Origin of the sequence: Bacillus proteolyticus (genome assembly GCF_001884065.1) — a bacterium.
Lineage (GTDB): Bacteria > Bacillota > Bacilli > Bacillales > Bacillaceae_G > Bacillus_A > Bacillus_A proteolyticus.
In genome coordinates this window covers 1-11,942 of sequence record NZ_MACH01000019.1, presented here as the reverse complement: position 1 = coordinate 11,942, position 11,942 = coordinate 1, and the positions used below count along the sequence as shown (strand labels likewise).

Annotated in this window: 13 protein-coding genes, 1 pseudogene and 1 other annotated feature; of the genes and pseudogenes, 3 read left to right on the top strand and 11 right to left on the bottom strand. The window is 35.0% G+C overall.

All coding sequences use genetic code 11. The annotated features are described in order from the left end of the window. Positions 1-76: 76 nt before the first annotated feature. From BAQ49_RS03010 to BAQ49_RS02990, 5 genes are all read right to left on the bottom strand, one after another. Positions 77-787 (bottom strand): YjjG family noncanonical pyrimidine nucleotidase, encoded by a 711-nt coding sequence (locus BAQ49_RS03010; protein ID WP_071744135.1) that lies wholly within the window; start codon positions 785-787, stop codon positions 77-79. Positions 788-835: 48 nt separating this feature from the next. Continuing rightward, positions 836-1,780, bottom strand: a complete 945-nt coding sequence (locus BAQ49_RS03005; RefSeq protein ID WP_071744134.1) for a phosphotransferase family protein — start codon at positions 1,778-1,780, stop codon at positions 836-838. Positions 1,781-1,870: 90 nt separating this feature from the next. Continuing rightward, on the bottom strand, positions 1,871-2,893 hold the full coding sequence (locus tag BAQ49_RS03000) for a tyrosine-protein phosphatase (protein ID WP_071744133.1): 1,023 nt from the start codon (positions 2,891-2,893) through the stop codon (positions 1,871-1,873). 89 nt (positions 2,894-2,982) lie between these two features. Beyond that, positions 2,983-3,822, bottom strand: a complete 840-nt coding sequence (locus BAQ49_RS02995; RefSeq protein ID WP_071744132.1) for a hypothetical protein — start codon at positions 3,820-3,822, stop codon at positions 2,983-2,985. A gap of 49 nt (positions 3,823-3,871) precedes the next feature. Beyond that, on the bottom strand, positions 3,872-4,597 hold the full coding sequence (locus BAQ49_RS02990) for a GNAT family N-acetyltransferase (RefSeq protein ID WP_071744131.1): 726 nt from the start codon (positions 4,595-4,597) through the stop codon (positions 3,872-3,874). Positions 4,598-4,720: 123 nt separating this feature from the next. Here BAQ49_RS02990 and BAQ49_RS02985 point away from each other — a divergent pair, with 123 nt between their 5' ends. Together BAQ49_RS02985 and BAQ49_RS02980 are read left to right on the top strand one after the other, a co-directional pair. Continuing rightward, a complete protein-coding gene (locus BAQ49_RS02985) occupies positions 4,721-5,560 on the top strand; it encodes a DUF2785 domain-containing protein (protein WP_071744130.1) in 840 nt (279 codons plus the stop codon). Positions 5,561-5,577: 17 nt separating this feature from the next. Continuing rightward, positions 5,578-6,027 (top strand): NUDIX hydrolase, encoded by a 450-nt coding sequence (locus BAQ49_RS02980; protein ID WP_071744129.1) that lies wholly within the window; start codon positions 5,578-5,580, stop codon positions 6,025-6,027. Between the two features lie 109 nt (positions 6,028-6,136). Here the strand turns inward: BAQ49_RS02980 and BAQ49_RS02975 are convergent, their stop codons facing one another. From BAQ49_RS02975 to BAQ49_RS02950, 6 genes and pseudogenes are all read right to left on the bottom strand, one after another. Next, on the bottom strand, positions 6,137-6,391 hold the full coding sequence (locus tag BAQ49_RS02975) for a YbeF family protein (protein ID WP_071744128.1): 255 nt from the start codon (positions 6,389-6,391) through the stop codon (positions 6,137-6,139). Positions 6,392-6,489: 98 nt separating this feature from the next. Continuing rightward, entirely contained in the window at positions 6,490-6,870 is a 381-nt protein-coding gene (locus BAQ49_RS02970) for a VOC family protein (protein ID WP_071744127.1), read from the bottom strand. A 61-nt stretch (positions 6,871-6,931) separates the two neighbouring features. Then, entirely contained in the window at positions 6,932-7,972 is a 1,041-nt protein-coding gene (locus BAQ49_RS02965) for an ROK family transcriptional regulator (RefSeq protein ID WP_071744126.1), read from the bottom strand. A gap of 122 nt (positions 7,973-8,094) precedes the next feature. After that, entirely contained in the window at positions 8,095-9,288 is a 1,194-nt protein-coding gene (locus BAQ49_RS02960) for an MFS transporter (RefSeq protein WP_071744125.1), read from the bottom strand. 56 nt (positions 9,289-9,344) lie between these two features. Then, positions 9,345-9,491 (bottom strand): annotated as a pseudogene (locus BAQ49_RS02955) (acetyltransferase); the annotation flags it as partial. A 246-nt stretch (positions 9,492-9,737) separates the two neighbouring features. After that, positions 9,738-10,781, bottom strand: coding sequence for a tryptophan--tRNA ligase (locus BAQ49_RS02950; RefSeq protein ID WP_116733426.1), 1,044 nt, complete (start codon positions 10,779-10,781; stop codon positions 9,738-9,740). Between the two features lie 5 nt (positions 10,782-10,786). Then, positions 10,787-10,994 (bottom strand) — a binding site (T-box leader). 180 nt (positions 10,995-11,174) lie between these two features. On the opposite strand from BAQ49_RS02950, the gene BAQ49_RS34020 reads away from it, so the two are divergent. Then, positions 11,175-11,453, top strand: a complete 279-nt coding sequence (locus BAQ49_RS34020) for a hypothetical protein (RefSeq protein ID WP_098889810.1) — start codon at positions 11,175-11,177, stop codon at positions 11,451-11,453. The last annotated feature ends 489 nt before the right edge of the window (positions 11,454-11,942 follow it).

The following is an 11,942-nucleotide window of genomic DNA, read 5'->3' as shown; positions in this document are numbered from 1 at the left end:
AATAAAGGGCTTTTTTGTCATAACATGTCGTTAAAACGATATCTCTTGTCGAAACGTCGATACAATTTCATTCAGATTAGGAACAGACTACACTTTTTTCCGCAATATCTACAATCCCTAAAATTTGCAGCAAACTCTCCACTTCATAAGTCGGCTTAACACTTGTCTTGTTTTCTTTCAGACTCGGATTATACCAACAAGTATCAATACCGTAATCTTCTCCGCCTTTCATATCAGAAGTTAAGGAATCTCCAACCATTAGTACACTGGATTTATCAGTAATTCCTAACTTTTCAAATGCATAATCAAAAATCTCACGTGCTGGTTTTTGATGGCCAACCTCTTCTGAAATAATAATATGTTCAAAGAGGTTACATACAGGCGAATTTCCAATTCTTGATTGTTGCACCTTAGTATATCCATTCGTAATAATACCTAACTTGCAATCTTGAAGGTTCTCACATAATTGCACTGCACCTTCTATAAGATGTACTTCTTTCCCTAAGTTTTCAAGGTATACATCACTAAATTGCTGTGCATCTACTTCTATATTATGAAGTGCAAATAATTGTCTAAATCGGTCTACCGCTAATTCACTTAGCGTAATCATTTTATTTTCTAAATCTCTCCATAATCCATTACTAATCTCTTTATAACTTGCAAGATAATCATCATATCCTGTAGGCATGCCGAACTGTACAAACGCGTTATGTAATGCGTTCCTTTCCGTTTCAGGGAAATCTAATAATGTATCGTCTACGTCGAATAGTATTACTTTGTATTTCATGATGTTCTCCTCAATTCCTAATTTAAAAACTTCATTCTCATAGCTTAATTATAAGCTTATATATATTTCATTATAAAGTGCTTTGACTCGCTCTTTATAGAATACACCTTTATCTTCTATTTTCAAATGTGCTATAAATAAGTTTGCAAGCATGACCGCTGTATCTAACCTATAAAATAAACTAACAATATGCGGGGTAGCGTTAAAGATACTATCATTCTTATATCCCGCTTTAAATTCTTCCCAATTAACCTCATTCGTTTCAGCTATTCTCATAAGCTCCAATAATGGATGACCAATTAGAGCGTTATCCCAATCAACTATCGCTTTAACTTCTCCATTATATCCAATTAAGTTTGCTGGTCGAATGTCCATATGCAATAAACTCTTTATATGATCAGCCCTACTAAGAATATGTTTAATTGTTTGTACATCCGGAAGTTTAATCCCACAATCTGTAATTGTATTAAACCCTTCCACTCTTTTCACAATGCGTTCCGCTATATACTTACTAATCGGCTCTCTAATGTTCTGCTCATATTGTAAACCATCGATTGGTATACTATGAAGCTCACTAACTAACTTCCCTATTTTACATGCAGAAATTGGCATATGATCAGTAGATACATAATCCGATATTAAAAAATCAAGTTCGGCAGAAAGATGCAATTCATGTATCTTTGGCACTGGAATACCTTTTGAATAACAAAACTTAGAAAGCTCTGTTTCCTTTTGCAAAGAAATCCGGCTATTAAATAAATCTTCATTTATATTTTCTACTTCACGTTCCCACGGCACTCGAAAAGCTAAAGCTCCCTTTTCTGAATCTCCGCGAAAAACAATATTTTGCACTCCCGTTCCAATCACCTTTAAATTCTGAACAGCTAGTTCCTTATAATCTTGACTTAGTATTGTTGATAGCTTTCCTCTTAACCCCTCTGCTTTTAAACGTGTATGAATCATTTTATCCCCCGATTCGTAAGTTCTTTTCATCCATTTTCTCCCCGGTGCACAACAATCCTCATAAGCAAAATTATAGCAACAATAATAAAAGGAGGCTAATCCAATCAGCCTCCCTCCTCATTATTTATCTTCTAGCAATAATTCTTTCATTTCCTCTAACGATTCCTTCGTAAAGCCAAGAGCTTTTTCAGCGTATACTTCAACTGATCCATATTGCTTTTTAACTTCATCAATCGCAGCTTGTAAATATTCAGCACGAGCTTCAAACATCGCACCTAATATTGCTCTACTTTCATCGTTTTGTAATTTCGCACCTAAAAAGGCCATCATTTTTTCATTTAACTTTTCACGGAAGCCGTTACTTAATAAATAGTCTTCCATGACTGTTTCTTCTGATACACCTAATAGAAGTAATAATAATGCAGAACCAAATCCAGTACGGTCTTTTCCAGCTGTACAGTGGTTTACTAACGGTAAGTTTTCTGGATTTCGAGCTAGTTTTAAGAAGCTCACAAACGCCTCATTACCATTTACAAAATCTTGATTCATTTTCACAAGGTATTCGCCTGGTTTGCCTAATACTGATAAATCACCAACTTGGAAAAACTCATTTATATTTAAATCTTTCGCTAATTCTTGCATAACTGGTAAGCATATTTGACGAGCGCCTGTAATACCTGGATTTGGCTTATGTTTCACTTCAAAATCTGTACGATAATCACAAATTAATTTTAAGCCAGACTTTTGTAAATACTCGATATCCCACTCTGTTAATCCTGCTAATTCTTCAGAGCGGTACAACTTGCCCCATTTTACTTTACGGCCTTCTGTCGTTTCATATCCGCCCATATCACGGAAGTTAAACGCGCCTTGTAATGGCAGTCTACGCTCAGCTACTGTTACTGCTTGTCCATTACTACCTACTAGTCTAAAATATGGACGCTCATTTCCGCTTAAGTTTTCAATTGTATATGATGATTCTCCATTTACCGTTGCAAGTAATTCTCCAGTTTCTTCAATATGATCTGGTGAAGTACTCCAATAAATACGAACTTCTTCTATATTATTTTCCCACTTTATTTGTAACGTATTATCTTCGTTTCTTTCTACAGTTGCTTGTAGCCAATTTCTTTGCTGCTCCATTCTTTCACCAACGCTTTCTCTTATAATCGAATCTTACTCTATTGTATTATAGGAATATCTACTTTGTCGTTCTCATTTTTCTTTTTATCTTACAAACAGGCAAAAAGTTCTTTTACTTGTTCAAAATTTGTACACGGAGTCCCTCGAAATACATATGCGATTTGCTCATCATCTAAATCTTCATATACAACTGTTCCCCGATCTGGGTGCGAATAAAACTCTAACCCGTTTATCATCTGTTTAACGCTATAATTCGTTGTCCATGAAGAAACAGGATAGTACGCTTTGTTTTTATGCCTACAAACCCAAAGTGCATATAGTTTACTATCTTCATCCCAGTATACATACTGCGTTTCGTCATTTCCTAATCCGACCGATTCGAGCTTCCAACTTAACTTTTCATGAATTGGCAATTTCGAATAGATTACGTCATCTGGAGCATTCCACTCACGACATCTTCCTATCTCACCCATTTCACCTCTCTTCGCTTGAAAGCTTAATAAGTGAAATGGTGTATGTAATATCGTTTTCGCAAACTCCATATTTACCGGCTGTAACCCAAATAGAAATCTTTCCATTTCATCTTGGTTTACATACCCACGATCAATAGAAATTTCAATTTGCGTTTTCCATTTAGATGTAACGTAACTTTCTTTTCCCTTATAATTTACACCTTTCCAATACACAAGCCCTTTATATTGAAAACAAGCTCCTTTTGCTTGAGAAATACAACTATCTGGAAATACCGGCTCCATTATATCGAGGAAAAACTCTTTTACCCGAAACATACTAGTTGGCGTAACAACTTGAAACCAAAATGTTTCCCACTTTTCACCCTCATAACGCTCTGAAAATTTTTCGATGTTCCAACCTTCTAACAAGATCTCTGGATACAGTAAAACAAAAGAATGGAATTGTTTTTCCAGCATATATAACCCTCCCGCTAAATGAGTTCGAGAGAGTAAGCCATCCATCCTTCTAAAATATTCTCACATATCGCTCAGTAGAGCTCAGTTGCTGACATCCGTTCTTTTCAAAGACATCCTTCATCCACTCGTTTTGCACATTTGTCTCACCAATATAATAAGATGCGCCTATTTCCTTTAAGACAAACATTGCCCCTGTAAAGAATGCTGCTTCATACCCTTTATTTCGCATATTTGGAGCGACTGCGAAATACATAAGTTTTCCTTCTTCTAACGTACCTCTTTCAATATGCGGGATTACAATTCCTATTGGCTCTTCTTCATCGATACTCGCTGTTAAACAATGTTCTTTCCATTGCCCACCAATTTCTTGTAGCATCATATTTACAAATTGATCATAAGTGACTTGTTCTTCCGTCATTTCGTTCCAAAGAGAATAAAAAGTATCTTCTCCTACTTCTTCAATAAGCTTAAAATCAATTTCACTTTCTACAGCTTCTACTTCATATATATCCTTAAATACGATCATGTTTTCAGTAATATATTCAAATGAATACGTTTCGAAACATTTTTTATACACATCATAATTTGGGCTTTTTGAAGAGATTTCAAAATGTAGTTTTTCTAATCCATCTTTTTCAGCTTCAGCAACGCAATATTGCATCATCTCTTCTAATTGCTCTTCTGTAAAAATCTCTGCATTATTTTCTTTTATCATGACAGAAGAAGCATTTCTTCTTATTTTAAAATATTTTTCTAACTGTTCTATAGTCATCATATACTTCCCTCATCTATGTCATACCCGAATTTCTACTTGTTCTCCTTGCATGAGCAGGATTGTCCTTGAATATATAGAATACTAGAAAACATCGCATCTTTAAAGTGCGGAGGAGGTTCTCCATTGGATATTACAGCGCTGCAACAACAGTTAGAGCTTATACAACAAAATGACTATACGCAACTGCAACATATAGATATTAATGAGTTAACGTTGAACATGCTTCAGTATGTCGGAACGACTGATAGTTACGTTCGTTACCAACTTATCTATAAATGTTTTTCCCATTTTATTCATCACGAATTTCTTATGGATGATCAACTAAAATTACTTTTACAAACTTGTTTAAGTGATGAGTATTTATATTGTGACATTCACTCCCCACATACAGATGGGGTTTTCACACGTTCTTACACTGTTTCGTTAATCGCGTTAATACTCCAATTCGCTAACTCGCACTACTTTTTTACAGAGGAGGATATCGAAGAAATAAAAAACAAACTCATTACATACACAAACTTAGAAATGGATTTTCGAGGCTATATTGAAAATAAAGGATGGGCTCATTGTCTTGCACACGTATCTGATGCCTTCACTGAAATTGTTCATAATTCCTATACGACCTTTGAGTGGTACGAAGAATTAATTCATTGTTTATTAAATAAAATGTTCATTCCATCGGATCTATTTCATAATAACGAAGATGAACGCATTGTTACGCCGTTACTATCGATGCTATATCATGACTTTCCGCAAGATGAGTTAATTTCAATTATTTATAAAAAAATAAAAAGGCTTCCTCAAATTAGAAAACGCCTTTCCCTTAATGAGTATTGTATTTTATGCGCAAACATTAAACTCTTTTTACGCACATTATTTTTTAGAACAAAAGATGATCATAACTTAGCATTTACAGCACGTAAAACAGAAAAAATGTTAAAAGAACTGCCTAATTATTATTAAATATAAGGAGAAGAAATATGGGGTATATTGAAGACATGAGAAATCTAGTAGGAAATCAACCACTTATTTTAATCGGATCACACGCCATTATATTAAATGAGAAAAATGAAATATTATTGCAGCTCCGTACAGATTTTAAGCGCTGGGGCATTATTGGCGGCGCCTTAGAATATAACGAAACGTTAGAAGACGCGTTAAAACGAGAAGTATTTGAAGAAACTGGACTTATTATCAAAAATCCAGAACTTTTCCGTACATACTCAGGACCTGATTTCTTTCAAACCTATCCAAACGGTGATCAAGTACATGGTGTACTCGTTGTTTATATTTGCCGAGAATTCCACGGCGAGCTTGTATGCGATCAAACGGAATCGAAAGAACTGCGCTTCTTTTCGCTTGATAAGCTGCCTATTAATCTTCATCCAGTCATTGAGCGGATTATTAAAGAGTTCCAACACTCCAATTAAAAAACATTACATATTTTATATAGAAATAAAACAACCTCATCTCCCGTCATTATAACGTGAAATGAGGTTGTTACCGTTCACCATAAATTCCAATTTCCCCAAAATGATATTAACGCTCTCTTTCTACAGCTTTATATTCCTTTGCAAATAAGAGTGTTATATAAGAAGTAATAAATGAAAAAATAGTATACATGCCCACCCAAAAGAAAAATGATGGATCGTATAATGTAATATTTAACATAAGAAAAATAAGAAATGTTACCATTGGCATCATATAAAATGTACCTACTTTATATGTCACAGCTATTGATATAATACAAATAAGCAATGGATATATACAGAAAATAAAAATTGACTCACTCAATGTTATGTCCCCCTTTCTGAAGAAATAATAGGTTTCTCGTAAACATTTTGGGGAACAACAAAGTTTTATATTTTTATTCGTTATTAGTAAATAAAATGTTAGATTGTTATCTCAATCTGATTTCCTTCAGGATCACTTACTACACTTTCGTAGTAACCATCCCCTGTAGTACGCGGGCCGTTTAATACAGGGTATCCTGCTTCTCTTAATGTATTAGTTAATTCGTTCACTTTTTCTTTACTACCTACAGAAAAAGCAATATGTGCATATCCTATTGTTTGTGTTTGTAATGCATCATCTATCCCTACCTGCTTCATAAGTTCTAGACGCGCACCACCTTCAAAAGTTATAAAATAAGATTCAAACTGCTTTTTCGGATTGTGATATAAGCTATTTTCTTCACCATTAAAGTACTGTTTATAGAAATCACGCATTCCTTCTAAATCATTCACCCAAATTGCTATATGTTCAATTTTCATAATCGACACCTTTTCTTTTATGTTATTCAACTGACAATTGGATGCTTCATTGCCAGCACATTTAATTTTCTTTATTTGTTCTCGTAATCATAAGATCAAGTCCAAGACTTTTTAATCCATATAAATAATCTTCTTTCCAATTACTCACTGTTATTTTCGGAATATGTTCTGCCGGGATATACTGCGGACAACTTTTTACAATTTGATCTATTACGAATTGGTTCACTTCATCATCACAGAAGATGAATCCATGAGGGTTAATAATAGCTATACATGTAGCTATTAATCGGGTAATAGCATCTATATTATATTCCTCTGGATTATTAGAATTTTCAACTTCGTCTCCACTTCTCAAAGCTTGCAAGAAATTTTTATTATCGTACTGCGGGACGAAAGATATCTCTCCTGAGAAAAATGTACTTCCGCGTACAACATCTCCATTTACCATAATCCCCGCACCTGGCCCATTTTGACCTGAATACAAATATACAAGAGATGAATTGTCATTACTTCCTGTGTTTTTATGATAGCCGAGCACAGCAGCATTCATATCGTTTTCTATTACTACTGGTATAGAAAACAGTTCCTCCAAATGACTTTTCAAATTAAAATTTTGGAACTTTTCATATCCAGGAATATAGAAAATACGCCCATTATCGACCGCACCAGGAACACCAATTGATATAGAATTTATTTTTGGAAACGTAGCTATAAGACTTTCTATATGTTCTGTTAATACACTTAGGCCCGTATCAATTAATGCACTTGAAGTACTCCCTTGTTCTTTTACTTCCCCTAAACAGTTAAAAATTGTATAGTTCGTCTCATTTCTCTCTAAAAATATCGCTAAACCTAACATATATTCTGGATTATATTCATATCGTTTTGCTCTTCTTCCGCCACTTGAATCATCTAAACCGGCTAAAGTTACTTCACCGTCTTGTTTCATTTTTTCTATAAATTTACTTATCGTTGGAAAACTAATTTCTAATGTATTACTAAGTTCAATTTTCGTTGCACTACCTCGCTCTAGAAGAGCTGTACGAATGCCGCGAAAGATTGTCTCTTTAATCGATTTTTGAGTAACAAATTGTTCACTCAAATCGCTCACCACCTTAATCAACATACTTATTAAACACTTTTAATAAGTTGCGTTGACAATATATCATACATCATTTTCTAAAGCAATAGAGATGATATATTTCTACTAGCGGCACTCCGTATTTAACTCGATGTATTCTCTCTCGTAACAGACGATACAATTCCAGACAAGATAACAAATAATAAAACAGCTAGCAAAGCATTACGTATTCCAAATGCTTCTCCAAGTATCCCTAAAAATGGTGGTCCGACTAAAAACGCTGTAAAACCGATTATAGAAACTGTAGCAACATTAGAAGTCGCATTTTCGCCGCCATCTCCAGCAGCAGAAAGCCCAATTGGGAAACCTAACGACGCACCAATCCCCCATAGTACGACACCAACTGCTAGAAAATACGAGTTACTCCCAAATATGACGATTGAAATTCCTATAATCGCCATCATAATAGTAGCACGCATAACAGCGACACGACCGAATCGATCAAGAAAATAACTACTACACATACGAGCTAACGTCATTGCCAATACAAAAATAGTGTACATAATAGAACCTGTCACTACACTTTGCTGATGTCCGTCTACCATCACGATAGGTAGCCAATCATTAGCACTCCCTTCTGCAAATGCCATTCCAAGTACAAAAAGACCAAGTAAAAGCACCTTTTTTTCCATACGTAAGGAAGTATGCTTTGCTCGCTGTTTGTTCCGCGATTTCTCCTTCTTTCCTGTTCCATGCGGAAGAAAACGATACAACATACATACAAGTAATACAAATACGATCGAAATTGCAAGAAACTGATACAGAATTGGGATGTGAAGCGAAGCCGCGACAGAACCACTAAGCGCGCCTACTAAAGTTCCTACGCTAAAAAAACCGTGAAATTTCGGTAGAAGTGTTGTTCCTAATTTCCGCTCAATGGAAGAACCTTCTACATTTAATGCGACTTCTGCTAATCCATATCCTACCCCAAATACTAGTAAGCTACCAAAAACCCCCATACTAGAAACAAAATAAATATTAATACCTAAACAAAGCAATCCAACAATCATAAAAAACATACTGCCTATAATAACGTCTCTAGCTCCCTTACAGTCAATGAAGCGACTTGCACTCAGTAAACCAATTATTGAACCGACTGATAGTCCGAACAAAATCCAGCCCATTTCTGCATTTGACACTCCTAAAATCTCTCGCACCGCTGCCGTTCTCGAAATCCATGTAGCAAACGCGACACCTGGCAAAGCAAATAAGAGAAAAAGAACGTTTCGGGAGGCAAGTAATGTCTTTGTATGATTGTCCGCACTATATTTCTCCATATGAAACACCTTTCAAATTGTCTATACGATAATTTACACACTAATGAAAACGCCTTTTATTCTTCTATCGTTTTAATAACTTTAGCTGGATTACCACCAACTACTACATTATTAGGTACATCTTTTGTCACAACTGCTCCTGAAGCAATTACAACATTGTCTCCAATTGAAATACCAGGGTTAATAATAGCTCCCCCGCCAACATCTTTTCTTTTTCCGTTTTCATAGAATCATCTCCTTCGTTATAGAATGAATTACACTTATTAAACAACTTTAATAAGTGACTTTAATTATACTTATTAAACACGTTTAATAAGTATCCCTATATTAGCATACTTTTTAATATATGCAACTAATAAGTTTTGAAAGGAAATATAAAACCCCTTACTTTACGTAACAATATGACGAATAAATCATTAAATCTTATATAGAAAAAAACAAGGGAACGCTCAGCGTCCCCTCTCAAATCCAATCCGTTTTTTAATTTCCGCTAAATTTACCTTCGCGATAGCTCGTGCCCTCTCAGCACCTCTCTCTAACGCTTCATATAATAAATACGGCTCATTCATATACATTTCGTATTTTTCCCGAGGACCTGCTAATTCACGGTCAACAACACGGAATAGTTCTTTTTTCACATCGCCCCATCCAATGCCGGTTCCATACTTTTCACTCATCGACTGAATTTCATCTTCTGTCGCAAATTCTTTATAAATTGTAAATAACGTTTCTAGCTCTTTCGGTTCATTTGGAAGTGAAGAATCTGTTTTTATTTTAAATATTAATTTCCGCAGTTTTTCTTGCTCTGCAAATAACGGGATCACATTCCCATAACTTTTACTCATTTTTCTTCCATCAAGACCAGGTAAAATAGCACCCTCTTCTTGTATTACATACTCTGGAAGCGTAAATGTTATGCCAAATGTATGATTAAAATACGTCGCAATGTCACGAGCGATTTCAATATGCTGAATTTGATCCTTTCCGACAGGTACATGAGTAGCTTGAAATAATAATATGTCAGCCGCCATTAAAATAGGATATGTGTATAACCCCATATTCACACCTGCATCGATCTCTACTCCTGCTTCTTTATTATGCTCTACCTTCGCTTTGTACGCGTGAGCGCGGTTCATAAGTCCTTTCGGAGTTAGGCAAGATAGTATCCACGTTAATTCCAAAATCTCCGGTATTTCTGTTTGGCGATAAAAAATAACGCCTTCACTAAGTCCAAGCGATAACCAAGTTGCTGCTACCTCTTTCGTATAACTATTGAACTTCGCCGGATCATGCACAGCATTTAACGCATGATAGTCAGCTATAAAAAATAATGCTTTTCCTTCATTATTTTTTGACATTTGTAATGCTGGTTTAATTGCACCAATATAATTTCCTAAATGCGGATAACCTGTTGGCTTAATTCCTGTTAACATTATTTTTTCACTCACACTAACTCCTCCTTCCTCAAAATAAAAATAAAAAGAGCCCCTCATCCTATAAAAAGGACGAGAGACTCCCGCGGTACCACCTTAATTAGCTATCATTAGCTCACTTCATACTTCGATAACGTGAAGTAACCGTCTTTACCTACTCATTTCAGTGAGAAGCTCCAGAGCCCATTCCATATCCATCCCTTACTGATTCCCACCACATATCAGCTCTCTGAAAAGTTTTGAATATGTACTCTTCTCTTTCATTGCTTTTTAGTTATTTTTTACAGTTTATCACATTTTCCCTTCTCATAAAACTAAATTTTCTGGTTTTCTATATTTGGAATTTTAACAATAACCATCACCAATTTATTCCACACCATATATAATCAATATATACAGAATTTCTTTACAATAGAAAAACGGGGTGAAGTTATGGGTTGATGTACTAAAAAAATCGATAAGTTTAAGAGAAATATTCAGACTAACGATGATACTTTAGGGGTAATTATACATTTCACACTTATTGCTATATATTTATACACCTGCGATGAGTATATAGCAATATTTGACGGTGCGCTCACTTTTGAGACTGAGAACGGAAAGCAAGTAGAAATCGGGGGTACTCTCATTTCTCTTGAAGTTGATGTGAATTTTCGCATGGACGATATAATATTTAATTACAAACTAAAGGAAAGTAATCTACCTATTGTTGAACTAAAAGCCTACGCATGAGACTAATTTGTTTACTATAAACTAAACAAGAGTAATTGATTTCTCCTCCCCAAAAGTCCTTATCGCTACCAAAACTGGAGATAAAAGAATCTTCTCGAAATGATAATACTATATCTTTCGATTAAAGAATTGATGATAACAAACTCTAACATGAACAGATTGCCCAGTTTATCAATTCATTGTATAAATTATTAAATTCTTATTCGAAGATTGAAAGTCCTTTTATCTATATCCTATACATACGAAGTTCACATAACCCCACTTATCAGTAGCTAGTTTGCCTAATTTCAAATGAGAATAAGCTCCTTTATTTTCTTTAAGCATAGCATGTAAAAGAGTATGAAATATTTATAAAAAGTAGGTGGAAACATGACATTAGATTCTCACCGTATTATAGGTTTTCCTGGAATGGGTATAGGTGGCTTCCCTGGAACAGGTATGGGCGGTTTTCCTGGAATGGGTATGGGTGGCTTCCCTGGAACAGGTATG

Bases quoted from the DNA above. Each gene is read 5' to 3' on its own strand.
- BAQ49_RS03010 (WP_071744135.1), bottom strand. From the start codon at position 787: ATGAAATACAAAGTAATACTATTCGACGTAGACGATACATTATTAGAT.
- BAQ49_RS03005 (WP_071744134.1), bottom strand. From the start codon at position 1,780: ATGAAAAGAACTTACGAATCGGGGGATAAAATGATTCATACACGTTTA.
- BAQ49_RS03000 (WP_071744133.1), bottom strand. From the start codon at position 2,893: ATGGAGCAGCAAAGAAATTGGCTACAAGCAACTGTAGAAAGAAACGAA.
- BAQ49_RS02995 (WP_071744132.1), bottom strand. From the start codon at position 3,822: ATGCTGGAAAAACAATTCCATTCTTTTGTTTTACTGTATCCAGAGATC.
- BAQ49_RS02990 (WP_071744131.1), bottom strand. From the start codon at position 4,597: ATGATGACTATAGAACAGTTAGAAAAATATTTTAAAATAAGAAGAAAT.
- BAQ49_RS02980 (WP_071744129.1), top strand. From the start codon at position 5,578: ATGGGGTATATTGAAGACATGAGAAATCTAGTAGGAAATCAACCACTT.
- BAQ49_RS02970 (WP_071744127.1), bottom strand. From the start codon at position 6,870: ATGAAAATTGAACATATAGCAATTTGGGTGAATGATTTAGAAGGAATG.
- BAQ49_RS02960 (WP_071744125.1), bottom strand. From the start codon at position 9,288: ATGGAGAAATATAGTGCGGACAATCATACAAAGACATTACTTGCCTCC.
- BAQ49_RS02950 (WP_116733426.1), bottom strand. From the start codon at position 10,781: ATGAGGGGCTCTTTTTATTTTTATTTTGAGGAAGGAGGAGTTAGTGTG.